The following is a 25,003-nucleotide window of genomic DNA, read 5'->3' on the forward strand; positions in this document are numbered from 1 at the left end:
GAATAGTGTTATATAATATAAGCACATTAAATAAATGAGGTAGTTATGAATTTTTTTAAATATATAAAAGCAGTTGGAACAGGCCCCAAATCAAATAGGGAATTGACACAAGAAGAGATGAAAGATTGTATTAGACAAATATTAAATCAAGAAGTTCAAAGTGAATTAATAGTTGCATTTTTACTTGGTTGGAGAGTAAGACTTGAAACAAATGCAGAATTGAAAGCAACATTAGATGTTTGTAATGAATATATAAAAAAGGTAAACATTCCAAACTCAATAGAGCTAGGATTTCCTTATGATGGTAAAACAGATGGAACATATCTATTTCCTCTTGTTGCAAAGTATTTGAAAAAGTTTGACTTAGATATTGTAGTAAGTGGAGATATTATGCAACCTGCTAAAGATGGAATTACAGTAAAAGATATTGCTACAAATATAAAATTAGATGATAATATTCACTATTTTGATAGAAAAGATTTTTTGCCAAAACTAAGTGCAATAACAGACTTAAGAAAACTATTACAACTAAGAAGTGCTTTTAACACAGTGGAAAAACTTCTTAATCCTGCAAATTCAAGATTTGCATTAACTTCTGCTTATCACAAACCCTATGTGGAAAAATATAGTGAGATTTTTGCTTCAAATTATGAAAAGTTTGTTGTAGTAAAAGCAGCTGAGGGAAGACCTGAACTCTTTGCTAAATCAAAAGCTTGGCTTAAAACAGAAGATGGACTTGAGGAGTTTATAATTGACCCTGAATACTATGGAATAAATTACAATAAAACTTTTGAAAACATCACTTTAGATGAAGCGATAAAGGAAATCAATAATCCAAGTTCAGAATTAGAAAAGCTTGCAAAATTAAATGCAGCCTTACATCTATTTTGTGCAAATAAAGCAGATGATATAGGAAGTGCCTATGAGATGTTAGACTAATGAATAACTTTCCTATATCTTTAAATCTAAAAAACAGAAAGATTTTAATTATTGGTGCAGGTAAAATTGCAACAAACAAAATAAATAAATTATTGGATTTTACAAATGATATAGTTGTTCTTGCTCCAAAGATAAGTGAAGAGATAAAAGAGCTTGATATAAAGATTATAGAAAAAGAGTATGAAAAAAAAGATATAGAAGGTTTTAATATAGTAATAGCTTGTATTGATAATATAAATCTTCAAAAAGAGATTTATCAACATACAAGAGAGACAAATGTTCTATATAATTGTTCAGATATTTTAGAGTTATGTGATTTTACTTTTTCTTCTATATTAAAAAAAGATGATTTAATAATATCTATTTCTACCTCTGGGACTTCACCTTCTTTTTCTAAAGAGCTAAAAAGCTATTTAGAAAGTATTATTCCAAGTAGTGTAGGGAGTTTTTTAAAAGAGATGAAAACACTAAGAACTACTTTACCAAAAGGAAAGAGTAGAATGGAGATGTTAAAAAAAAGAAGTAAGAGTTTTATACAAAGTTGGAAATAGTTTTAAACAAAGAGAACTTTAACTCTTTGTTTTATATTTATTTTATATGTCTCCATTTAAAAGTTCAATCAAAGCAAATGATACTTTAGAAAATCTAAATATTCTTTTTCCATTATAGTTAGATGCAAAATTTTTTGCATCTATTTTTTTTTCAAAAGCAACTAAATCATCTCCCGAAGGTGAAGTTTTTGATGAACCATAAACATAGTAAGCATTTCTTCCATTTATAGCTTTTAAACTTTTATAATCAGTTACTAATATTTCATCCAAATCATCAGAACTAGTTGCTTCATACTCTTTAAAAAGATGAGGCCTATAATAAAATTCAAACATTGATTTTGGAGAACAAAAGAGAACTTTTTTACCTTTATTTGTTGTGATTTGTGCAACCCAAACAGGATTCTTACTAAGATTTATTTTTCTTATAACTCCCACATCTTCTTTTAAATATGTGATTTGTGAACATATCCCCAATGTACTAATTAATAACAATCCAAATATACTTTTTTTAAACATAATATTTTCCTATACTAAATCTTTTTTCTTAAAAGTGATTAACCCCATAAATGCAAAAGCAAAACCTAAAACTACTGGATAAATAATTGATAAAATAACGAAAACTTTTTGATTTACTTTATCTAAAATAGTATATGCAACAGGACCCATTACTGTAAGTTCTGGATCAAAAAGTGAAATTGCAGCTACTCTAAAAACTTCTAATGGATTAAGTAGTGATATACCAATAATAAGCTCTTCACTCATTCTATTTTGTAGCATTAAAGAGATAAGTGCAATATCAATAAATGCCAAAAGAAAAATCCAAACAAAAAATGCAATTCCTAAAGATACTTCAGATGATTTAACAACAGTTGATATAAAAAAAGCAATTCCTAAAAATGATAAACATAAAGAAAAAATAAGACCAGAATATAAAAACAGTATACTCCATGGAATTGAAGCTCCTTTTATTATTCCAATAATTATTGCTACTATCATTGCTAAAAAAACAGGTGAAAATACAGTAATAAATCTCCCTATAACTTTACCCCAATAATATTGTTTTAATGAAATAGGAAAAGAGAGCATATATTCTAATATATTGCTATCCCTATCTGATGAAATTGATCTAACTGTTGTAATTAGAATAAAAATTGGTAAAATTACAATAGTAATTTGAATATACATTAAAAGTAATCTACTCAAACCATTGAATCCCATCACTTGAGATTGTGTTACTCCTGTAATAAAAAAAATAGCAATTAATCCACCAAATACAAGAGTATAAACTAAAAACCATTTGGCTCTTATTGATTCTTTTAAATCTAAGAATGCAACTAATAAAAGATTACTCATTTTTACTTCCTACTTTTCTTGATGATATTGATCATTTCTCATTTTTATTAGATTAACACTCTCTGTAAATGAGAAGTATTTTTCATTTTTAGGTTTAGTGTTTTGTGTATATGCACTAAAACCATAACCCATTGGAGTAATATTTTCTTTTGTATAAATAGCTTTTTTTGCATCAATAAATGACCCGTCGTGTGCATCATTAATCCAAATTTTTGCTTCTTTAAACCAAGTTTGATTCTCTTCTTCAAACCAAGATATAGCACACCCTAAATCATCAAATAGAAATGTTTGGTTTGTAACTGGATTTATAACTTGTACCGCAAACTTTTTTTCACTAATAACCATTTTACATCTATCACACATATCTCTATCCCAATGCATCTTTTTTATATCACTTTTTGTAGAGCTTGAATCACTACATGAGATAAAAAAAATAGCAAAAAATAAAAATACAATACTTTTAAATTTTTTCATCACTAATTACCTTTCCTAAATCAAAATATATTTGTCTATTTGTTATGTTTTTAACTTCCTCTAATCTATGCGTAACAAAAAGCATGATTTTTTCTTTATCATTTTGTTTCAAAAGTCTATAAAAATTATCTCTTGCTTTTGGATCTAAGTTAGCAGTTGGTTCATCATAAACCATGATTTCTGAATTCTTAGCTAAAGATACTGCAATTAGTAGTTTTTGTTTCATCCCACCAGATAATTTAAAGAATGATTTATTTAATATTGGATTTATTTCCAACTCCATTTCTTTACAATAATGATAAATTAATTCTTTATTTATATTTGTACTAGTGCAAATATAGTGCAATAGTTCATTTATACTTAATTTAATTGGAGGTGGAAGTTGGGGAACAAAACTAACTTTTTTTAGTATATTAATTCTATCTTTTATGGGATTTAAATCATTTATTAAAATATCCCCACTATTTGCATGATAATAACCTAATAATAACCTAATTAGTGTAGTCTTACCTGCTCCATTTGGCCCCATAAGGGCTACATGATCATTTATTTTTAACTCTAAACTTATATTATCTAAGGATAAAGTATTTCCAAATTTTTTTGTTAAGTTTTTTATTTTTATCATAATATACTTTTCAACCTAAAATCAATTTTTAAAGCATCTGAGTGACATACATCAATACATCTTCCACACAATGTGCAATCTCCACTAGTAACGTATTGATTCTTGATACCTTTTTCTTTTCGTTCTTTATCATATTTTGCTTTGGTTAATTCTAATACATGATTTTCAAAGCAGACGTCATGACATACCATACAGTGATCACAATTATCATTCCATTCAATTTTTGTCGCACTAACCCAGCCAATAGCTCCATATGTTGTACCTATTGGACAAATATATTTACACCAAGCTCTTCTTGAATAAAATATTTCGATGGCTAATACTAATAAGACCCAAATTAGTCCTACTGACCATCCATATACAATTGCTCTACTTAGTATTCCAACAACATTTATTGTTTCAAAAACTATATATCCACTTGTAAAAGCCATTATTAAAAATATTAACCAAAAAATATATTTAATATTTTTATTGAATATTCTCTCTTTAATTATTTCTCTTTTTATTAAACTATTATTTAGTTTTTCTGCAATTTCACTAATAATTCCATATGGACATACCCATGAACAATAAGATCTGCCTCCTATTATTAAATAGACTATAATGATAGTAATCGTACCAATAATCATATTTATTGGCATATGATAAGTAGCTACAAATACTTCAATTGTAGTAAAAACATCAATTAAATGAAATCCCAAAAATCTTGAAGCACTAAGTGTTCCTTCTAAAACCTGAATATCAATAAAAAAAGATAAAAAGAAAATAAGATGAATAGAAATAACACTTATGTATCTTTTTGCTCTTATACTTAATGTATGTTTACCATCTTTTTTTTTCTCTATAAAGGTTGATAAAAAAGAACTATTTTCAATAGTCGTTCTATTATTAAACTTATCCATAATAAGACCTCTATTTTACCTTATCTTTAAAAGAGCCAATTTCATCAGCTAATTCTTTTAATTCTGATTCTTCTATCTTCATAAGTAAGCCTCTCATAATTGGATTTTCTTTTCTTCCACTTTTGTATTCGATTAAAGAAGTATAAATTTCTTGTGATGTTTTTCCAAAAAGGTTAGGTCCTAAAATTCCTTTTCCATCAACTCCATGACAAGATGCACATTTACTTTTGAAGTTTTGTGATACTTTAAATTCTGATACATTTCCAGCTCTATCTTTTAAAGAATTAAGTTCAGTATTTTCTTTTTGAGATACTTCTGCTTTTTTAAATGTTTTTATATCTTCAATAATTTTGCCAGCTTCTCCACCTTGAAATGCTTTTCCTATAGAAGCTACATATACCATTAATCCAACAATTATTAGGGTTGAAAGTCCTACAATTATATTTTTCATTATTTAGCCTTTAATTCTCGTATTTGCATATTAAAATTTGCAATTTCTTTTGCTAGTTTTTTTATCTCTTCTTCTGGCATTTGTTTTACTAATTGGCTCATTAAAACATTTTTATTAGTATCTTTTTTAAAAGAAGATATTGAGTCATAAATGAACTTTTCATCTTTATTTATAAGAGAAGGCCCAATAACTCCATTTGCATAATCATTATGGCATGCAGAGCATTTCACAATAAACTCCTTACTTAATTTACCAACTAACATTGAAATTTCAACCTTTTCATAAGGAGAACGTACTTTTATATTTGCATTTAAAGTTGTTCTTTCAATATCTTTAACTTTTTCCTTATTATAAGAGTAATAATAAGATCTATCTTTTTGAGCCTCTTTTTCTTCAACTTTCTTTTCATAAATATCATTCTTTTGTGTAACCTCAATTTTCCCTGCAACTGTAGGTGTTACTTCTACTTTTTCTTCTTTTTTATCAGAACAAGCTGTTAAAATAAATAAAGAACATATTGTTAAACTTATAATTTTTAATTTCATTATCTTTTACCTTTTATATAATAATCGTCATATGTCAAACGAGCTTTAATTGTAATTGCATTTGTAGGACATAACTCTTCACAAACTCCACACCCTATACATTTGTCATTAAACTGTGGTTGAAAGCCCCCTTTACTTCCATTGTCAATCATTTCAATTGCTTCAATTGCGTTTGGATAAGGGCACATATCTGCACAAATTGTGCAAGCTTTTCCTACAAAGGTTTCAAGTTTTTCTAATACTTCAACTTCTTGTTCATTGGAATTAGAATGAGAATATATTTTTCGGATATGTTTTTTCTCAACTATTTCTTCTGAAATAGCAATACATCTATTAGAATTGTCTAATACACCTATTCCCATTGGTTTTAAATCTTCTGGTTTAGAAACATTATGGTCTAGTGCTCCTGAGGGACAAGCTAAAACACAAGGAAGAGCTGTACACAAATAACATGCACGATTTAAAGTATCTATATAAGGAGTTCCTACTCCATGCCCTGTAAATAAAGAATCAAGTTCAATACTATGGTATGGGCAGACTTGTAGGCATTGACCACATTTAATACATAGTGCTAAAAAATCATCTTCATTTAGAGCTCCTGGAGGTCTGACTTTTAAAGTTTTTGCCTTTAAATAAGGTACTCCTGCAACACCTCCTGCCAATACTAGCCCCAATATTCCTAGTGTTGAAAACTTTATAAACTCTCTTCTTTTTTGTTTCATTTTATTCTCCCCTAAACATTATAGGTTTTTTATCTTCTACTAAAAATAGAGGTTGGGTAAATGGTGCAAGTTTTGCTAGAAAATTTAACATTGAAACTATAGGTGAGCCATAAAAATATTTAACTTCAGGATAGTTAAGCCATAATTTATCTGCATATTTATAAATTTTGTGAGGATTGTCCCCAATATTATCAAGATTCTTATCAAATCCTTCGTAATTATCCCAATAGTTATTGTTCCAGTTATTGTTATAAATCTTTCCACCTCTTGTATTATTTACTACATCTTCTATATTGCCTATTATTTGATTATTATTGATATCATTATCTTCACATACTGAATGAAAGTGCATACCTTCTGTGTTGTATAGAATATTGTTATTTGAAATAGTATTTCTATTCTCTTTATCAAAAGGAGATCTATCTATATACATACCTCTTGCATTGTAAATTAAAGTATTATCTTTTAGTGTAAATCCACTAACTTCTTTTAACCCAATACCCATACCTGTATTACCTAAAGAACTTTGTACTGTATTATTTGATGCGATAGTATCTTTTGAATACATAAAAAATATTCCAACAGAGTTAAATTTATAATGATTATTCTTAACTATATTTTTCCCAGCATACATAAAGTGAAGAGAATACCTCCCATATTCAGCCTTGTTATCTTCTATTATATTTCCATGAGAATACCAAACAACCATATCTCTTGATTTGTATAAATGATTATTTTTTATAATGTTATCATTGCTATACCAAAGCCTAATACCATCACCTCTTAATCCTAAATCTAAATCTTTTGATTGAATATAATTGTTAGATATTAATGTATTACTTACTTGTTGTAAGTCTATTCCAAATAAAGAATTTGTAATTTTAATATTTGATATTTCACATTGAGTAGCTTTTTTTATAACAATTGCAGCATCTAATTTATCATGTCTATCTCCAGAATTTTGAACCTTTAGATTTTTTAATGTTACAAAAGAGCTATTTATAGTAATAACAGTACCTTTACCCTTTGCACTAATTATTACATTCTCTCCCACACCTAAAATAGTTAAGGGTTTATCAATTACTATATTACCTTCATAAATACCATCTGAAAGTTTTAAAATAGCACCATCCTGAGCATTGTTAATTGCATCTTGCAAGATAGTTGCATTTGAAAATGATAATATTGATAGGATAACCATTAAATACTTTTTCATCATAGGTACTTATAAACTACTTTCTTTTATAGCTTTATTTCTTGATAATATTGCTAAAAGACTTAACAAACTTATTGCTACAAGTAAATAAAAGCCAATACCAGGATATGAGTGCGTGATAAATTGAGCAACTTTACCATCTCCAAAAACTGTTGGCATAAAAGGTTTTATGTTAAAAGCTCCCCAATCATGTAAATTATGTCCAAACCAATATAGCCAATAAGCATAATCTGCTATAAATAAGAATGGTAGAGATACAGGAATAAACATAAAATATGAAAATATCTTTTTATTATAAGCAATAAAAAGAATCATAATTAAACATAATGATAATAATGCATAAGGAGCAATTTCTCTTTCAAATTGTCCTCCTCTCCACATTGGATCCATCCCAATATAGTGATTAATTGTATTCATTTCATGTACTTCTCCAGTAAATCCATCAAAATGAAAATACACGGGAATCCCCATAGGAAATGCTTCTTTTGGATAATTTGGTGCTTCAAGTGATACTGACCAAATAGGCAGAGAAGCTGCACCTATTTCAGAAGCTGATTCAATCATTTTAGTCAAATCATTTGAAGCCTCTTTTGGTGTATTTGTACTTACATATTTATTTAGTGAATATAAATTCCATATTGTTGTTGAAATTGCTGATACTTCTTTGTTATTATGAATATTATTAAGTGCACCATGAAAAAATACTACAGGAATTGTAAAACTTATGGTCAAGATAAATAGTGCTAAAAAAGCAAATACTTTTGATTTTTTAAAACTTGTGTGCATGGATAAATCCTTTATTAGATAACTTACTAAAACACTCTAAAATGTTTAAATAAATCATCTACATTAATTATAGCTAGCATAGTTATTATTTGTATTGATAGCTATCAATAAAACAGAAGAGATGAATCTTCTGTTTTATCAAGATTAGAATAGATTAGCGTTATCATCTACCCATTTTAGATATTCAATAATATCTTTTGTTTCTTTCTCACTCATTTCTTGATTAGGCATTTTTAAATTAAAGTAATCAATCATTGCTTTTATGTAAGGTTCTTTGTATTTAGCTTCTGGGTCTAAAATAAATTCACTTACCCATTTTTCTGCATTTTCATGTCTAGATAAAACACCCGTTAAATCAGGACCCGAAGATACTTTTCCAATAACGTGACAACCATTACATCCACCCTCTGCAAATGCTTTTTCACCTCTAGCAGCAGCAGCAGATTGTTCTGTAGCTATTTTTCGCACTAATGCATCTTTAGCTCTAATTCCAACATCAGCTGTTTTAACCATTAATTGCCAAATCATACCTTCATGTAAAATTGCTTTTTCTACATCACCAGCTTTAAAGGCAGCATTAGCTTTTTTCTTTTCATCAGGAATTTGCCCATATTGGTCAAATGCATCTGTTACTAAGTCAGCAACAACTTTATGTTTATCAAAGCCGTTAGCTTTTAAGAAGGCAACAACACTTTGAATAACTGAATCTGTTGCTGCATTTACCGCAACAACTTTGTCATATTCAGCTTTTAATTCAGCTGGACTCATTGATTGTATTTTCATTTTATTTGCACTAACATATTTTTTGTTAGGATCTTTTACCATTAAATAACCCATCATTTCTAAATGAAGAGCTGAACAAAATTCAGTACAATAGTAAGGGAAAACACCTTCTCTATCGGCAATAAATTCAATTGTTGTAGTTTCTCCTGGCTCTAGTGAGGCATGTTGATCAAAACCACCAACTGTAAACCCATGAGTTTCATCTTGGGCTCTTTCTAAGTTTGTCATGTGAATGGTAACTTTATCCCCTTTATTAACTGTTATTCTTTCAGGGTTAATATGAGATCTTACTAATGTAGAATATACTGTTACATTTTTCCCATCTCTTTCTATTCTTTCTTGTCCAGCTAAAGTTTTACCAATGTGCTCTTTACCAGTTTTTGTATTTGTACCCATTGTATATCTAATATGTGGGTGAAGTTTTGAAGCTCTAATTCCAACTGCTTGGTGAGGCTCTCCTAACGGTAAAGGCATATCCACTAATAAATCCATTGTCTTACCCGATATATCAATTAATTGATGATTCTGAGGATGTAGTGGACCAACATTTTGAAATCTATCAATAGATAATTTATTTAATGCAATAATATATTTACCTTGAGGATCAGAAGTTTTACCTTCCATACCAGCTAAATGTCCAATGTTATAGTGTACATTTTCTTTATCTAATACTTTTAGGTTTTTATAATCCCATTTAACAACTTGTGAATCAACATATAATGATGTATACACTTGTCCATCAACGGGTGAGTATTGTGTATGCAAAGGCCCAAGTCCTAATTCAACTTGACCATGTAAAGATTTTTTCATATCCAAGATAGGGATACCATATGGGTCTTTAGCCACGAAGTCTTTGTTATCTATTTGTTTTTTAATTTTTTCAAAAGAATAAACAGAAGCATGAGTATCTAATTTACCACATACAATCATATATTTACCATCTGGAGAAACATCAACACCATGCGGTGATTTTGGTTCAGGAATTAAGAAAAGTGCATTATTTTTTACTGCAACTTCAATAGGTATTACATTATGACCATTTACAACTTTAACATTTTTAGGATCTTTTGCAATTTTTGCAAGTTTTCCCCAGTTGTATACATGTAAAAAGTCTGTGTCATTTCTTGACATACCAGCTTCATTTGGTGGATTACCAACTTCAATTCCACCTGTATACATTTCTGTATTAAATGAGTTTGTAAATCCCCATCCATAACTTGCTCCTTTTCCTGCATCACTTAAATCTTGATGATATGGAGGCATTTCAATAGTAAATGAATTTTTTGGAAGAATTCGACCAATATTGTCATCAAATTTCCACATAGTAACACCACCTCTATAAGACTCTTTATAGTCTTCAATTGAGTGATATTCATTATCATAAGGAGCAGCATATTGTGATGCTTCTATAATATATTCAGAATTTGGAGTAAAGAATGCTCCTCCATGATTTGATTTAAATACTGGGTTTGGAACAATTTGTTTTGTTTCAAAATCTGCCAAATCAATAACAGCAATTCTTGGATTTGCTTTATCATTAATAGCTAGCCACTTACCATCATATTTACCATCTTTTTCAGAAAGTGCTGGGTGATGTGTATCTCCCCAATTAATTTCTGTTCCTCTTACATCCCCTTGTCTAAGAATAGCTAATGAATCTTTATCATAGCCGTAACCTTGCCAAGGCTCTGGTGTAAATACACCAATATATTTAAGAATTCTCATTGAAGGAACACCATATACAATTACTTGTCCAGATTGTCCACCTGATGAAAATATTACATATTCATCTTTTACTCCTGTTGGGTTATAAGTTTTAGCAGCTCGAATAACATCTTGTTCATTCAAACCTCTATCTTTCATAACTTTTTGAAGAGTACTATCACTTGCGGTTGATACAGTTGCAGCTAAAGCACTCCCTATTAATAGCGAAGTGACTCTATTAAGATTTTTCATTTCTTCTCCCTTTTATACTAATTTAGTAACCTTATAGTTTAAGCACCACCAAAAACTAATCCATAAATGTATTATTTATAAAATAAATAATTAAATGCATAATTAACTAGATGAGTTCAATGTTTTTATTAAACTATAAAATAGCATTTATGTAGCATTATAACTATTAGTGAGTTTTGAATTATTGATATATATCAATAAAATAATCTTCTAAATGGAAATTTATGACTTAAATGTAAAAATAATATTGAAAATAAAAATAAAAATATTTTTGATTTATTATTCAATACATCTATGCTGTATTTGACTTAATATTTTTTAGATTTTGGAATTGTTAAAAGAGATGAAAATACAAAGAATCATTTTTCAAAAGATGAAAGTAGAATGGAGATGTTAAAAAAAAGAAGTAAGAGTTTTAAACAAAGAGTTTAATCTAACTCTTTGTTTTACAAGCATTTGATAACTTGGCAATCTCTTCTCTTAGTTCTTGAAGTTTTTTTGTGGAATTCATCATATCTTCTGTTGATTGAATAATCATATCTTCTGTTTTATTTATTGAATGATTTACATCATTTGAGTTTTCAAGTTCATCTAGGATTTTATCAAACTCATCGGTTAATTCTCCCAATTTTGAACTTGCATTTTTAGAGTGTTCCATAGCAACTGCTGATTCACTCATAGCTGAATTGATTTTGTTAATAAAACAATTAAAAGTATCAGTTACTTCTAAAATCTCTTTTTCATTTGCATCTATTGATAGGGTTTCTAATTGTTCATTCTTTTCATGGGCTATTTTTTTTGAAAATTCTAAAAATTTATTAGCATTTTCTTCTATAATTTTTAGTTGTGTAAAAGCATAAAATATAAGTAAAAGAATAAGTACAGCTGCAAAATATTGGAAGTTTTTAATTAAAACAGTTTTATCTTCTGCATACAAAGTATATAAAGTCACTAACTCATCAACTTCATTTAGTAAGTTATTATTTGTATTATAGATTGTTTCAACTACTGTTTTCAATAACTTTTCACTCTCTTTTGTATCTTTTACTTGTAATTTTTTAAAGTTATTTACATTGTCAAAAAAGTCTTTCCATAAAATTTCTACTTTATAGAGTTGTTGTCCAATTTTATCATTTGGTACAGGTTCTATTCCTGTTAATTTATTACCGTTTTTTAGGGAGTCTAATCCTTGAATAAACTCTTCACTTGCACTATTTAGCTCTGAAAAATTTGTTTTTTCACTGTAATAAAGGTAAAAAATATTTTTAGAGATTTTTTGTGTTAGCATTCGCTCTTTACCAACTATATTAATTACTAGTGCATCTTTTTTATTTTTATCATTTAAATATACAGTTGTAAAAATAATGATTGCCATTAGTATTATAAATAAAGCACCTAAGGTTTTTATTTTTGTACTTATTTTATTTGTTTTCAAATGCCAACTCCTTTAAATGTTGATTCTAATTGATTTTTATTTAAGATAATAACTTGACCTTTGTCAACATCAATAGCACCATTTCTTGTTAATCTTTTTAAAACTCTAGAAAGGGTTTCTGGCTGAATATGTAACATAAATGAGACCTCCTGTCTTTTGAGTTTATTAAACATCTGAATGTCATTATAAATCATAAAAGCTACTTTTGCTGTTGCATCAAATACTAACTCACGATTTACAATACATTGTAGTTGATGGGTTTTTTCTAGTAAGGTTTCAATTAACTTATATGATAAAATATTCTTAGATAAAAACATCTCTTTAAATTTGTCAAAATTTATAGATAATACTATTGAGTCTTCTACAAATTCTGCATTTGAAAAACAGTAGATACTATTTTTATTTATAGAGGTTAACTCAGAAATCATTGAATTCTTATATATATGATATAAAAATATTTCATTGTCAAATTTATCGATTTTATATATTTTTATAAGTCCATCAACCAAAAATAGAATATTTTCTTTTATTTCATCTTCATAATAAAGAATTGAATCTTTAGGGTATGTAATCAAGTTTGATATTGTAAAAAGTTCTTCTATTTGGTCTGGAGTCAATTCACTAAAAAAATCTAATTGAGTAATAATCTTTAATTTATCCACTAAACTCCCTATATCCTTTTTGTTTAAGCAATTTTATAATAAGCTAACGCAATTTAATATTAAGTGATATATTTTTGAGCACTTGAAGGTGATTTTATGTTAAAAGATGGACATGGTAGGGTAGTTGATTATTTAAGGGTCTCTGTAACGGAGAGATGTAACTTTAGATGTCAATATTGTATGCCAGAAAAACCATTTTCTTGGGTTCCTAAAGAGGAACTTTTATCTTATGAAGATTTATTTAAATTTATCAAAGTATGCATTGATAGAGGTGTTAAAAAAGTAAGGATTACTGGAGGAGAGCCACTCTTAAGAGAAGGTTTAGATAACTTTATAGAGATGATATCTCAATACAAAGATGATATTGATTTAGCCCTTACAACCAATGGCTATTTACTACCAAAATCTGCACAAAAATTAGCCAATGCTGGACTAAAAAGAATAAATGTATCTTTAGATAGTCTAATACCAGAAGTTGCACAAAAAGTTGCACAAAAAGATGTGTTATCTACTGTTTTAAAAGGTATAGAAGCAGCCCATACTGCAGGCTTAAAAATAAAAATAAACTGCGTACCAATGCAAGGTGTAAATGATAATGAACTTTGTGATTTAGTAGAATTTTGTAAGTCTAAGGGCTATCCTATAAGATTTATTGAGTTTATGGAAAATGACCATGCAAAAGATGGTGCAAAGGGTTATAACTCTATTCAAATACAAAACATACTAAAAGCAAAATATAGTTTTAAAAAACTTGAAAGAAGTGGTAGCTCACCTTCTCAGGATTATATCATGGATGATGGTTATGTATTTGGAATAATTGAACCCCACAAAGATGATTTTTGTGCTACTTGCAATCGTATAAGACTAACTGCAAGTGGAGTTTTAATCCCTTGTTTATATTTTGAAGATTCTCAAAGTATAAAAGAAGCCATTCTAAATAACGACATAGACAAAGCTGCAATGATTTTAAATGATGTACTACTTAACAAACCAGAAAAAAACAAATGGTCTGAAAATCCGGAGGTTTCAGCTCGAGCTTTTTATGAAACTGGTGGATGATTAGATAAAATCTGATTATTCATTTCTTTATATTAACTAAAAAACAAAATAATAAATAATATTATTTATTATTTTGGTGCTTTTTCTATTCTCTTTATTTTTAAAAAATACTATCATTAATAATAACTAATTAAAAAAGGAGTTATTATGATAATAGAATCGTCAAATGTGAAAATAAGTTCACAAACGAAAAGCTCTTTTGAGATGATTACTCAATCTCAAGTAGATTTTACCCATGAAGTATTAGGTTTTATGAATATAAATGAAGATACTCAAAAGTTTGAAACTGATGGATATATTAAGGCAAATGAAAACGAAGATGTAAAAAGTGTAAAAGAAGTTCCTCAAGGTGAAAATAACTTATCACACTATTCTGCTGTTGGAAGAATGATTTTAGAAATGATACTTCAAAGTTTTTTAGGTGGAGATAAAAAAATTGGCATGTCTAGTATGGAAGATATCAAGCTAAAAGACTTAGCATGTCAAAAAGATGAACCTGAGTTTGATCCTAAAAAGATGCTAATAAAAAACTCCATATCTATAGAGCGAAGTTATGAATACAGCAGAAGTGATTCAATAGAGTTTAATACACAAGCAACTATAAAAACAAAAGACAATAAAGATATAAATATAGACTTAGACTTGTCTTATTCAAGAGATTTTTATGAAAAACATAGTGAAAAACTAGTTTTTGAAGAGACTCATTTTTTAGACCCCTTGGTTATTCAATATGATTGTGAAGCAAGTGCTTTTGATAGTCTTAGTGAATCTATGTGTTTTAATTTTGATATCAATAGTGATGGAAATGAAAAAGAACTACCACTACTAAAAGATGGCAATGGATTTTTAGTATTAGATAAAAATGCCAATGGCACAATAGATGATGGAAGTGAACTTTTTGGACCCTCAACTAATGATGGTTTTGGTGAGTTAAGCGAATATGATAGTGATGGAAATAATTGGATTGATGAAAACGATTCGATATTTAAAGATTTGAGAGTTTGGACAAAAGACGAAAGTGGCAGTGAGAGTTTAATAGCCCTTGGACAAACTGGAATAGGAGCACTTTACTTAGGTGATGTTGGAGCTGATATGGCATATAACAAATCAGCAAAAGAGAGTATGGCACATCTAAAATCTAACTCAATATTTTTAAAAGAAGATGGAACTGCAGGGATTATTTCATCTTTTGATTTTCGTGCATAAAAAGAGCTTTTGCTCTTTTTATATCTCTTCTATAAAGTATCTATTTTTTGATGATTTGATTTTTAGTTTTACTCCAAAAATCTCAGAAATATTTTCAGAGTTTAAAATCTCCTCTTTTCTTCCTTGTTTATAAATAGTCTCATTTTTTATTAAAGCTATATGAGAAATTTCATCAAAAACTTCTTCTATATGATGAGTTACTAAAATAATAGTTGTCTTTTGACTTAGCTTTCGCAATAACTTTAAAAAGTTTAGTTGTGCTTTTATATCAAGACCAACTGTTGGTTCATCAAGAATAAATGCCTTTGGTTCATGAATTAAAGCTCGACCAATAATACATTTTCTTAGTTGTCCTGTACTCATTTTTGCCACAGTTTTATTTTTTAAATCTGATATCTCTAAAAAAGCCAAGATTTCATCTGCTTTTTTATGTTGTTGAAGTGTAAAATCTTGATGTTTAAAAACACCAATAGAGGAGTAGTATCCACTAATTACTACTTCATAGCCACTTAGAAATTTACCTTGGTCATAAATATAATTGTGTAAATCATTTGTAATAATTCCCATGGCTTTTCTTAAATCAAAAAGTGAATATCTCTCTTTTCCTAAAATTAACTTTTTATGTGGATAATTTTGTCTTGGATGAATTTGTGAAGCGATAAGTTTTATAAGGGTTGATTTTCCACTACCATTTGCACCCAAAATTGCCCAATGTTGGTTATCTTCTATTTTTAAATTAACTTCTTTTAGTATAAGTTTATCATCATAACTTACATGTATATTTTCAAAATCTATAATATTCATAATAAAACCTTTATAATCTTGTAATTTTAGCAAAAAACACCTACTGTTAAACAAAAATTAATTAAAAGTTGAATATAATTCGCTTCCATTTCAAAAGAAGTGAGATAAATATACCTATTAGGAGGTCTTCTATGGCTTTAGATCAGGAAGTAAAAGTTAGTATTATTGAAAAATACAGAAGAGATGAAAAAGATACAGGTTCTTGTGAAGTTCAAGTTGCAATTTTAACAGAGCAAATTAGAGTGTTAACAGAACACTTAAAAATCAACAAAAAAGATCACTCATCAAGATTAGGTCTTTTAAAAATGGTTGGTAAAAGAAAAAGATTATTAAAATATTTAAGAGCTAAAGATTATGCTAGATATATTGAAATAACTGGAGCTTTAGGGCTAAGAGCTAAATAAGTTTAATTACTTAATTTTAAAAAGGGTTGTAGCCTTTAGGTTACAACCCTTTTTTTTTAAACAAAAAAACTAATTTTTTTGTATAATGATTATTAATACTCTTTTTTGTAGAATATTATAAATTTAGAAAAGGAATCAATCCAAGATGTTATTGACTAAAAAAAGTGAGTATGCACTTCTTTCTCTTATCTCTATAGCAAAAAGCAATAGCCCAAAAAATGTAGATGAACTCTCAAGAGAATTAAAAATTCCTAAATCTTTTTTAGCAAAGATTATGCAAAATTTAGCAAAAAGTCAAATAGTAATATCTCAAAGAGGTGTTAATGGAGGATTTATCCTTGCAAAACCCTATGATGAGCTTACTATTTTATCTATAACAACAGCTGCAGAAGAGCGAATTCCTTCAGTTTTTGAATGTGCTCCATCAATGGAAGCTTGCCCTTCAGAATCAGGAAGCTTATGTTCAGTATGGCCTTTATTAAATAATTTACAAGGGAAAATAAATCTATTTTTAGAAGATTTAACACTAAAGGATATCGCTCAATGATACTATTTCATGTCTCTCATACAGATTTAGATGGATATGGTTGTCAACTTTTAACAAAAGAGATTTTCCCACAAAGTTATTATTTAAACGCAAATTATGGTTTGGAAGTAAAACAAAGTATTGTTTATTTTTTAGATATTATTAAAAACGAAGAGATAAAAGAAGAGATTCTTTTTTTAATAACTGATGTAAACCTTACTATGTCAGAATCAAAATATTTAAACAATGAAACAATAAAGTTAAATGAAGATGGATACAAGATAAAAGTTCAACTTTTAGACCATCATGCTACTGGACAAAACTGTGCTGACAAATACGAGTGGTATTTTTTAGATACTTCAAGATGTGCTACAAAAATAACTTATGATTATTTTGTAAAAGAGTATGATGCTTTTAAAGATGAATCATATGTGTGGTTAGAACCTTTAGTAAATGCAATAAATGCAATTGATATTTGGCTTGAAGATGAGGTTGAAAATTTTGAGTTTGGAAAAGTTTTACTTAGTATGATTTCAAAAGTAAGAGAGATAAATAATGTACTCTTTGCAGATAAAAATAGAGATTTTAGAATATACTTATTAAAAAAAGCCTCTTCTTATATATCCCAAGAAAATGGAAATATTAAACTTGATAATGATATACATAGACTAAAAAAAGAGTTTTTAAGCCTTGATGAAAATGATGATACCATAGATAATTTGAGTGCAAAATTTTTGGTACATTCAATTATTAGTATAAAAGATGAGTTAACAATTGATTATCAAGATAAAAAGGGAATTTTGACCTATACTTTAGGTGGTATTTCAATTCCTGCAAATGCATTTTTAAAAGCAAATAAAGATTATGATTTCTTTATTGATGTCTCTAAAAGAGGTAATGCAAGTTTTAGAGCAGATGGTAATTTAGATGTTGGAGTTCTTGCTCAAAAGTTAGCAAATGGTGGTGGACATCCAAATGCTTCAGGTTGTAAATTTGATGACTTTAGAGAAGTTATTAATTATAGTGATGTGAAAAAATATATTCAAAATAAACTTAATAATTTAAAGTAATTATTTTTTTTAGTTATTTTTTTATAAATTTACTTATTTTCTTTTAAAATCTCCTTCTTTATACTCTTTTATTAATTTTTTTTGCTAAGATTACATGAAAAGTTGTTATTTTTTCAAGGTAGACTTATGGAATTTAGTAAGAATGGGCTTTTATCCAAAAAATTTAATATTATTTATGTAGAAGATGATGAACAAATAAGAAATAATTTTGAAGATATTTTTCAAGAATTTTTTAAAAATGTATATATATCAAGTGATGGTGCAGAAGCCTTAGAAAAATACAATGACCTGCAAAAAGAAAATATAAGAGTAGATGCGATAATTAGTGATATCAATATGCCAAATATGAATGGTATATCACTTCTAAAAGAAATCAGAAAACTCAATGAAGATATACCCTTTTATTTCACAACTGCATATTCAGATGAAACCTATTTGATGGAATCAATAAAACTAAATGTTACATCATATTTTATAAAACCAGTGGAAATTAAAAACTTAATAGAAAAAGTCAATAAAGATTGCCAAAAATATAATCAAAATCAAATTATGCAAAACCAAAAAAATGAATTGGAAAGATATTTAAAGGCTATAGATAATGTAGCTATTGTTTCAAAAACTGATTTAAAAGGTAATATTACATTTGCCAATGATTTCTTTTGCGAACTTGCAAAATATAGAAGAGATGAACTTATAGGTCAACCTCACAATATAATAAGACATCCCGATTCTCCAAAGGATGTTTTTAAAAACCTTTGGGAGACAATTCAAAAAGGTGAAACCTGGCATGGCAAAATTAAAAATCTTGCAAAAGATGGCTCTGTATATTATGTAAATAGTACAGTTATTCCTATTTTTGATGATTTGGGAGAAGATATTGTAGAGTATGTTGGAATAAGATTCCTAACAACCGAAGAAGAGATTTCAAAAAGAGAGTTTAGAAAAAAAGTAATTGAAAATATTCAACAATCTAAGAGAAAAGAGTTAGAATATATTAATAAAATAAAAAAACTAGAACAAGAACTTAAACAGAATAAAAAACCTGATTTATCAGCCTATTTAGAACAAATGGATAATTTAAAAAGAAAGAATGGACAGTTAAAAGCACAAGTAAATCAGTATGATAAACAAATAGTAGAGTTTAGAACAAAAAATGAAAGTTTAATAGTAAGTGCAAATAAAAAAGTAAATGAATCTGTAACTGTTTTAAAAAAGATAAAATTAGAAAATGATAAGCTTATAAAAGATTTTAAAGAGTTAGAAGATGAAGTTGCTTTAAAGAAGGATGTGATTTTGGATTTACAAACTAGATTAGAAGAGAGAAATAAACGAATCGAAGATTTACTTGATGTAATAAGTTTACGGGACAAAGAGTTAAAAAACAGATGATAAGGTTTTCCTTAGTTTTTCTAGTGCTTTTTTTAAGTTCATGTAGTGTTTCTGATGTCCAAAGTGTGGCAAGAGCAGCTATTAGTAAAGACCCCTCAGCAGTAATTAAAGCAATGGCAAGAGATAAGTCTATTCAATATACTACAAACCCTAAAAAACTTAAAAATGATATTGCAAGTTTGGATAAATTTTTGTCAAATTTTATAAAAGAGATTTCAACTATTTGGGGTGAAAAAAATGTAAAAATTCCAAAGCAAAAAGAGTATGTTAAATATATGCAAAACTACAAAAGTAGGGCATTGGTTGATTTTGATAGGGGAATAGTTACTGTTGAAACATTAGATGATAAAGATTATAAAAAGAGTTTGAAAAATGCAATTGTTACAACACTTTTATTACCAGATGATCCAAGAGCTGCTGATTTATTTGAAGCAAAAAGTGTAAAACTAGGAGCTACGCCTTATTTACTTGGAGAAGTAAAAGATGACCAAAATAAAGAGATAAGGTATGAATGGAGAGCGAATAGGTTTGCTAATATCTTATTAAAAAAAGATATAAAAATAAAAAGTATAAAAAATGATGGAAAAGATGTAACAGTTTATTCTATAGATATTCCAATGGTAAAAGATCATGCAAATATAAGAGTCGCTAAATTTAAACCTTTGGTTAAAAAATTTGCAAAAAAATATAATCTTAGTGAAAACTTAGTATATGCAATAATTCAAACAGAGAGTAATTTTAACCAATTTGCAATAAGTAGTGCCAATGCCTATGGACTTATGCAAATAGTACCAACAAGTGCAGGTAGAGATGCTTATAGATATACTAAGGGTAAAACCTGGACACCTACAAAATCATATCTTTTTGATGCACAAAACAATATTGAACTAGGAAGTGCATATTTGAAAATCTTAGATAGTAGATATTTAGAAGGAATAACAAATCCTATTTCAAAAGAGTATTGTGTCATAAGTGCATATAACACAGGAAGTGGAAATGTTCTAAAGACATTTCATAAAAATAAAGCTAGTGCTAAAGAGATAATAAATAAAAAGAATGCTCAAGAAGTATATAAAACACTAATTAATAATCTTCCTTATGAGGAAACTAGAAACTATCTTCAAAAAGTTATTAAGTATAAAAAAGACTTTATTAGTATTTAATTGAAATATTTTTATTACTAAATAAAATTTATAAGTGATAATTAATTGTTTATAGTATAAGCTTACCTGAAAATTTTTATAAGGTAGGATTATGTTGGGCAAAAAAATATTTGGTAATTTAAATGTGTTAAAGAAAATGCTAGTAATAGGAGGATTAACTCTTTTATCAATTATCGTAATATGTGCTATTTTTTTAATGGCTCAAAAAGACATGATGCTTTTGGAAAAAAAAGCAAAACTTACTAATATAGTTGAATTGTCATATAGTTTAGTTGAGCATGAATATGATGAATTTAAAGCAGGTACAATAGATGAGCAAACTGCAAAAGTAAATGCAATAAATGCAATTAAAAATCTAAGATATGATATGACAAATTATATTTGGATTAATGATGACTCTGAACCTTTCCCAAAAATGATTATACATCCTATCTCTACTTCTTTAAATGGTAAAGTTCTTGATGATGATGATAAGTTTAACAGTGCTTATAGTTTAGAACATGGCAATATAATAGAAGAGACAAATAATAAAAATATATTTCAAGCATTTGCTGAGATTTCAAATAGAAGTGGAAAAGGCTTTGTAAAGTATAGTTGGACAAAAGCTTCAGAAGATGGCACTGTTTCAAAAACAAAATATCCAAAACTTTCATATGTTCAAAAATTTGACGAGTGGGGCTGGGTTTTAGGTACTGGAATCTACATTGATGATATTGATACAGAGTTTAATAATAGTATTATAAAAGTTGTAATGATTATGGCAATTGTATTAGCTATTTTAATGATTTCATTTTCTATGGTAAGTAAAGATATTGTATCAAAGGTAACAATTCTAAAAGAGGATTTAGAAAACTTTTTTGCATATTTAAATAGAGAAATTGATGAAATCCATCCTACTGCTATTACTTGTAAAGATGAATTTGGAATGATGTCAAGAGTTGTAAATAAAAATATTCAAAGAACAAAAGTTGGAATCGCAGAAGATAGAAAGTTAATCGATGAAACAATATTAGTTTTAGGTGAGTTTGAACAAGGTGATTTATGTCAAAGGCTAAATATGGATGTAAAGAATCCTTCTCTTATGCAATTGAAAAGTGTACTAAATAATATGGCAGAACATCTTGAAAAGAACATTGATGGTGTTCTTGATGTACTTGAAGAGTATACGCATCATAAATATCTAAATAAAGTTGAAACTAGAAATATTAAAGAAGATTTATTAAAACTTGCAAATGGTGTAAATAATTTAGGTAGTTCTATCACAGATATATTGATTGAAAACAAAACAAATGGTCTTACACTTGAGGAGGGTTCTGATGTTTTATTAGTAAATATGAATAAATTAAATTTAAGTTCAACAGAAGCAGCAGCTTCACTAGAAGAGACAGCAGCTGCTTTAGAGCAAGTTACAGGAAATATTAGAAGTAATACAGATAATATCGCAAAAATGGCACAACTATCAAATGATGTAACAAAATCAGCAAATGAGGGTGAGGATTTAGCAAATAAAACTACAGGTGCAATGGAAGAGATAAATAACCAAGTTAGTTCAATCCATGAAGCAATTACAGTGATTGATCAAATAGCATTTCAAACAAATATCCTATCACTTAATGCAGCAGTAGAAGCAGCAACTGCTGGTGAGGCTGGAAAAGGTTTTGCAGTAGTTGCTCAAGAGGTTAGAAATCTAGCAACAAGAAGTGCAGAAGCTGCAAAAGAGATAAAAGGTATAGTAGAGCATGCAACTTCAAAAGCAAACGAAGGTAAAGATATAGCAAATGATATGATAAATGGATATAAAAATCTAAATGTAAATATTAGTCATACAATAAATCTAATTTCAGATATTGAAATGGCAAGTAAAGAGCAATTAGGTGGAATCGAGCAGATAAATGATGCAGTTACAAAACTAGATAGACAAACACAAGAAAATGCATCAATAGCAGCAGAAACAAATAATATTGCAACAATCACACATGATATATCTAAATTAATAGTAAGTAATGCAGATGCTAAAGAGTTTATTGGTAAAGACAAAGTTAAAGCAAAAGAGTTAGACTTGTCATCAAAAAAAGAAAATACAGTGAAAAAAATAGAAAAGAAAGCGGAAGAAAAGAAAGAGAATAAAAAAATAGAAAAAGAAGTGCAAAAAAACAAAAATATTGTAGATACACCTGAATCTTCAAAAGATGAATGGGAGAGTTTTTAAGAAGTTGAGTTTAACTCAACTTCCAAAACTCTTTTTTTTACATTTATATATCAATATATCTTGATATATAAATGTAAATCTGATATAATTTTGAATATTAAAAATCAAGAAGGAAAAACTTGGAATATTTTTTAAATACAATTGGCTCAATAAATGATGAAACAAGAATCAAAATATTGAGATTTATAGATGCATATGGTGAAGTTTGTGTATGTGATATAGAAAACTCTTTTGATATGATTCAATCACGGGTATCAAGACATCTTAAAATCTTAAAAGATGGCGGTTTTTTAAGTTTAAGAAGGGAAGGTCGATGGGCATATTATAGTATTCGAACACCCTTAGATATTTTTAGACAGTCGATAATTAAGGAGATTGGGTATTTACAAATAGATATCCCAAAGTTAGAAAAAGGGTGTGAAGTATGATACTTGCTAGTTCTATTTTTTTAGTAACTTTAGTTTTTGTAATTTGGCAACCTCGTGGTTTACAAATAGGAACAACAGCAGTAATGGGAGCTGTTGTTGCTTTACTTTTACAAGTAGTTAGTTTAGATGATGTTTTGATAGTAACAGATATAGTTTGGGATGCTACTTTAGCTTTTATTGGAATTATTATTTTATCTATGGTTCTTGATGAGATAGGATTTTTTGAATGGTGTGCTATAAAAATGGCAAAACTGTCAAATGGAAATGGTCATTTGATGTTTGTGTATGCTTTAGTTTTAGGTTCATTTGTTTCAGCTCTTTTTGCAAATGATGGAGCGGCACTAATATTAACTCCAATTTTATTGGCAAAAATGAGAATTTTAAAACTTAATGCAAAAACAATTTTAGCTTTTCTTCTAGCTGGAGGATTTATAAGTGATAGTGCCTCTTTACCTTTTGTATTTTCAAACCTTACAAACATAGTAACTGCAAACTATTTTGATATAGGATTTATGCAGTACTTATCAAATATGTTTATTCCATATGTTGTTAGTACAATAGTTTCTATTATAGTTTTATGGCTAGTTTTACGAAATGATATTCCAAAAACAGTAGATACAAGCTTACTTAAAAATCCAGATGAGGTCTTAAAAAATAAAACACTATTTAAATTTTCTTGGCTTTTCTTAGCTTTACTATTAGTTGGATATTTTGTAGGAGATAAATTTGATTTACCAATTTCAGTTTTTGCTTTAGGAGGAGGCTTGTTATTTTTGGCAATCGCAAGTTATACAAAATCAGCTCGGGCTTGGCTTACCATAAAAACTGCACCTTGGCAGGTTGTTTGGTTTAGTATAGGGCTTTATATAGTTGTATATGGTTTAAAAAATGCAGGCTTAACTGATTATTTGACTTTAGTATTAAAAGATTTAAGTACAAGAGGAGATTTTGTAGCAATAGTTGGAACTGGATTTATCAGTGCTTTTTTAAGTGCTATTATGAACAACATGCCAACGGTTATGATTATGGATATAGCACTACAAGATATAGGAAATCAAACCTTAGCTTATGCAAATATAATAGGATGTAACTTAGGACCAAAGATGACTCCCTTTGGTTCTTTAGCAACACTGCTTTGGCTTCATGTTTTAAGTCAAAAGGGTGTGAAGATTGGTTTTTGGCAATATAGTAAATTTGGTTTGATTGTAACACCACCTATACTATTTATAGTTTTATTAACATTAGTATAAGTGGAAGAGTAACTCGTTGCTCTCTTTAGGTTTTGTTACTTTTAGTTGGATTTATTCCAACGTTAAAAAGTAATAATCAATATATATGGTCCCTT

At 28.1% G+C, this 25,003-nt stretch carries 25 protein-coding genes and 2 pseudogenes; 13 read left to right on the top strand and 14 right to left on the bottom strand.

Annotated features, from left to right (window positions below):
- Nucleotides 1–45 precede the first annotated feature (45 nt).
- Together ACNI28_RS08910 and ACNI28_RS08915 are read left to right on the top strand one after the other, a co-directional pair.
- The gene (locus tag ACNI28_RS08910) at nucleotides 46–939 is read left to right on the top strand and encodes a glycosyl transferase (protein WP_419763907.1); all 894 of its coding nucleotides are present in this window, start codon (nucleotides 46–48) and stop codon (nucleotides 937–939) included.
- Complete coding sequence (locus ACNI28_RS08915; RefSeq protein ID WP_419763908.1) at nucleotides 939–1,490, top strand: precorrin-2 dehydrogenase/sirohydrochlorin ferrochelatase family protein; 552 nt, start codon at nucleotides 939–941, stop codon at nucleotides 1,488–1,490. Before ACNI28_RS08910 ends, ACNI28_RS08915 begins: the two co-directional genes overlap by 1 nt.
- Before the next feature lie 42 nt (nucleotides 1,491–1,532).
- Here the strand turns inward: ACNI28_RS08915 and ACNI28_RS08920 are convergent, their stop codons facing one another.
- From ACNI28_RS08920 to ACNI28_RS08980, 13 genes are all read right to left on the bottom strand, one after another.
- A complete protein-coding gene (locus tag ACNI28_RS08920) occupies nucleotides 1,533–2,006 on the bottom strand; it encodes a nitrous oxide reductase accessory protein NosL (RefSeq protein WP_419763909.1) in 474 nt (157 codons plus the stop codon).
- A gap of 9 nt (nucleotides 2,007–2,015) precedes the next feature.
- Nucleotides 2,016–2,843, bottom strand: a complete 828-nt coding sequence (locus ACNI28_RS08925) for an ABC transporter permease (RefSeq protein ID WP_419763910.1) — start codon at nucleotides 2,841–2,843, stop codon at nucleotides 2,016–2,018.
- A 9-nt stretch (nucleotides 2,844–2,852) separates the two neighbouring features.
- Nucleotides 2,853–3,317: a hypothetical protein gene (locus ACNI28_RS08930; protein WP_419763911.1), complete on the bottom strand. Its 465-nt coding sequence runs from the start codon at nucleotides 3,315–3,317 to the stop codon at nucleotides 2,853–2,855.
- Entirely contained in the window at nucleotides 3,304–3,942 is a 639-nt protein-coding gene (locus ACNI28_RS08935; RefSeq protein ID WP_419763912.1) for an ABC transporter ATP-binding protein, read from the bottom strand. Before ACNI28_RS08935 ends, ACNI28_RS08930 begins: the two co-directional genes overlap by 14 nt.
- Complete coding sequence (locus ACNI28_RS08940) at nucleotides 3,939–4,844, bottom strand: NapH/MauN family ferredoxin-type protein (protein WP_419763913.1); 906 nt, start codon at nucleotides 4,842–4,844, stop codon at nucleotides 3,939–3,941. Before ACNI28_RS08940 ends, ACNI28_RS08935 begins: the two co-directional genes overlap by 4 nt.
- 10 nt (nucleotides 4,845–4,854) lie before the next feature.
- Complete coding sequence (locus ACNI28_RS08945) at nucleotides 4,855–5,295, bottom strand: c-type cytochrome (protein WP_419763914.1); 441 nt, start codon at nucleotides 5,293–5,295, stop codon at nucleotides 4,855–4,857.
- On the bottom strand, nucleotides 5,295–5,840 hold the full coding sequence (locus ACNI28_RS08950) for a c-type cytochrome (protein WP_419763915.1): 546 nt from the start codon (nucleotides 5,838–5,840) through the stop codon (nucleotides 5,295–5,297). Before ACNI28_RS08950 ends, ACNI28_RS08945 begins: the two co-directional genes overlap by 1 nt.
- Entirely contained in the window at nucleotides 5,840–6,562 is a 723-nt protein-coding gene (locus tag ACNI28_RS08955) for a 4Fe-4S dicluster domain-containing protein (RefSeq protein WP_419763916.1), read from the bottom strand. Before ACNI28_RS08955 ends, ACNI28_RS08950 begins: the two co-directional genes overlap by 1 nt.
- A 1-nt stretch (nucleotide 6,563) precedes the next feature.
- Nucleotides 6,564–7,778 (bottom strand): nitrous oxide reductase family maturation protein NosD, encoded by a 1,215-nt coding sequence (nosD, locus tag ACNI28_RS08960; RefSeq protein ID WP_419763917.1) that lies wholly within the window; start codon nucleotides 7,776–7,778, stop codon nucleotides 6,564–6,566.
- 9 nt (nucleotides 7,779–7,787) lie between these two features.
- Nucleotides 7,788–8,564, bottom strand: coding sequence for a cytochrome C (locus ACNI28_RS08965; protein ID WP_419763918.1), 777 nt, complete (start codon nucleotides 8,562–8,564; stop codon nucleotides 7,788–7,790).
- 144 nt (nucleotides 8,565–8,708) lie between these two features.
- Nucleotides 8,709–11,303 carry a Sec-dependent nitrous-oxide reductase gene (nosZ, locus tag ACNI28_RS08970; RefSeq protein ID WP_419763919.1) on the bottom strand — a complete coding sequence of 865 codons (2,595 nt, stop codon included), beginning with the start codon at nucleotides 11,301–11,303 and terminating at the stop codon, nucleotides 8,709–8,711.
- Between the two features lie 433 nt (nucleotides 11,304–11,736).
- Nucleotides 11,737–12,738 carry a type IV pili methyl-accepting chemotaxis transducer N-terminal domain-containing protein gene (locus ACNI28_RS08975; protein ID WP_419763920.1) on the bottom strand — a complete coding sequence of 334 codons (1,002 nt, stop codon included), beginning with the start codon at nucleotides 12,736–12,738 and terminating at the stop codon, nucleotides 11,737–11,739.
- Nucleotides 12,735–13,400: a Crp/Fnr family transcriptional regulator gene (locus ACNI28_RS08980; protein WP_419763921.1), complete on the bottom strand. Its 666-nt coding sequence runs from the start codon at nucleotides 13,398–13,400 to the stop codon at nucleotides 12,735–12,737. Before ACNI28_RS08980 ends, ACNI28_RS08975 begins: the two co-directional genes overlap by 4 nt.
- A gap of 96 nt (nucleotides 13,401–13,496) precedes the next feature.
- Here ACNI28_RS08980 and moaA point away from each other — a divergent pair, with 96 nt between their 5' ends.
- The gene (gene moaA, locus ACNI28_RS08985; RefSeq protein ID WP_419763922.1) at nucleotides 13,497–14,459 is read left to right on the top strand and encodes a GTP 3',8-cyclase MoaA; all 963 of its coding nucleotides are present in this window, start codon (nucleotides 13,497–13,499) and stop codon (nucleotides 14,457–14,459) included.
- Between the two features lie 147 nt (nucleotides 14,460–14,606).
- Entirely contained in the window at nucleotides 14,607–15,665 is a 1,059-nt protein-coding gene (locus tag ACNI28_RS08990) for an SPM autocatalytic domain-containing protein (protein WP_419763923.1), read from the top strand.
- 18 nt (nucleotides 15,666–15,683) lie between these two features.
- Here ACNI28_RS08990 and ACNI28_RS08995 read toward each other — a convergent pair whose 3' ends face one another.
- Nucleotides 15,684–16,469: an ABC transporter ATP-binding protein gene (locus tag ACNI28_RS08995; protein ID WP_419763924.1), complete on the bottom strand. Its 786-nt coding sequence runs from the start codon at nucleotides 16,467–16,469 to the stop codon at nucleotides 15,684–15,686.
- Between the two features lie 131 nt (nucleotides 16,470–16,600).
- Between ACNI28_RS08995 and rpsO the strand changes: the two genes are divergently transcribed.
- From rpsO to ACNI28_RS09040, 9 genes and pseudogenes are all read left to right on the top strand, one after another.
- Nucleotides 16,601–16,873, top strand: coding sequence for a 30S ribosomal protein S15 (gene rpsO, locus ACNI28_RS09000; RefSeq protein WP_419763925.1), 273 nt, complete (start codon nucleotides 16,601–16,603; stop codon nucleotides 16,871–16,873).
- A 145-nt stretch (nucleotides 16,874–17,018) separates the two neighbouring features.
- Nucleotides 17,019–17,420: an RrF2 family transcriptional regulator gene (locus ACNI28_RS09005; protein ID WP_419763926.1), complete on the top strand. Its 402-nt coding sequence runs from the start codon at nucleotides 17,019–17,021 to the stop codon at nucleotides 17,418–17,420.
- Nucleotides 17,417–18,469 carry a DHH family phosphoesterase gene (locus tag ACNI28_RS09010; protein WP_419763927.1) on the top strand — a complete coding sequence of 351 codons (1,053 nt, stop codon included), beginning with the start codon at nucleotides 17,417–17,419 and terminating at the stop codon, nucleotides 18,467–18,469. The genes ACNI28_RS09005 and ACNI28_RS09010 overlap by 4 nt, the downstream gene beginning before the upstream one ends.
- Nucleotides 18,470–18,595: 126 nt before the next feature.
- Nucleotides 18,596–19,858 (top strand): response regulator, encoded by a 1,263-nt coding sequence (locus ACNI28_RS09015; protein WP_419763928.1) that lies wholly within the window; start codon nucleotides 18,596–18,598, stop codon nucleotides 19,856–19,858.
- Nucleotides 19,855–21,021, top strand: coding sequence for a murein transglycosylase domain-containing protein (locus ACNI28_RS09020; RefSeq protein ID WP_419763929.1), 1,167 nt, complete (start codon nucleotides 19,855–19,857; stop codon nucleotides 21,019–21,021). The genes ACNI28_RS09015 and ACNI28_RS09020 overlap by 4 nt, the downstream gene beginning before the upstream one ends.
- Nucleotides 21,022–21,235: 214 nt before the next feature.
- Nucleotides 21,236–21,760, top strand: a pseudogene (locus ACNI28_RS09025) (cache domain-containing protein); the annotation flags it as partial.
- A 483-nt stretch (nucleotides 21,761–22,243) separates the two neighbouring features.
- A pseudogene (locus tag ACNI28_RS09030) lies at nucleotides 22,244–23,230 on the top strand (methyl-accepting chemotaxis protein); the annotation flags it as partial.
- A 119-nt stretch (nucleotides 23,231–23,349) separates the two neighbouring features.
- Nucleotides 23,350–23,658 carry an ArsR/SmtB family transcription factor gene (locus ACNI28_RS09035; protein WP_419763930.1) on the top strand — a complete coding sequence of 103 codons (309 nt, stop codon included), beginning with the start codon at nucleotides 23,350–23,352 and terminating at the stop codon, nucleotides 23,656–23,658.
- A complete protein-coding gene (locus ACNI28_RS09040) occupies nucleotides 23,655–24,908 on the top strand; it encodes an arsenic transporter (protein ID WP_419763931.1) in 1,254 nt (417 codons plus the stop codon). The genes ACNI28_RS09035 and ACNI28_RS09040 overlap by 4 nt, the downstream gene beginning before the upstream one ends.
- The last annotated feature ends 95 nt before the right edge of the window (nucleotides 24,909–25,003 follow it).

It is taken from the genome of Arcobacter denitrificans (SeqCode) (assembly GCF_048571185.1).
Lineage (GTDB): Bacteria > Campylobacterota > Campylobacteria > Campylobacterales > Arcobacteraceae > Arcobacter > Arcobacter denitrificans.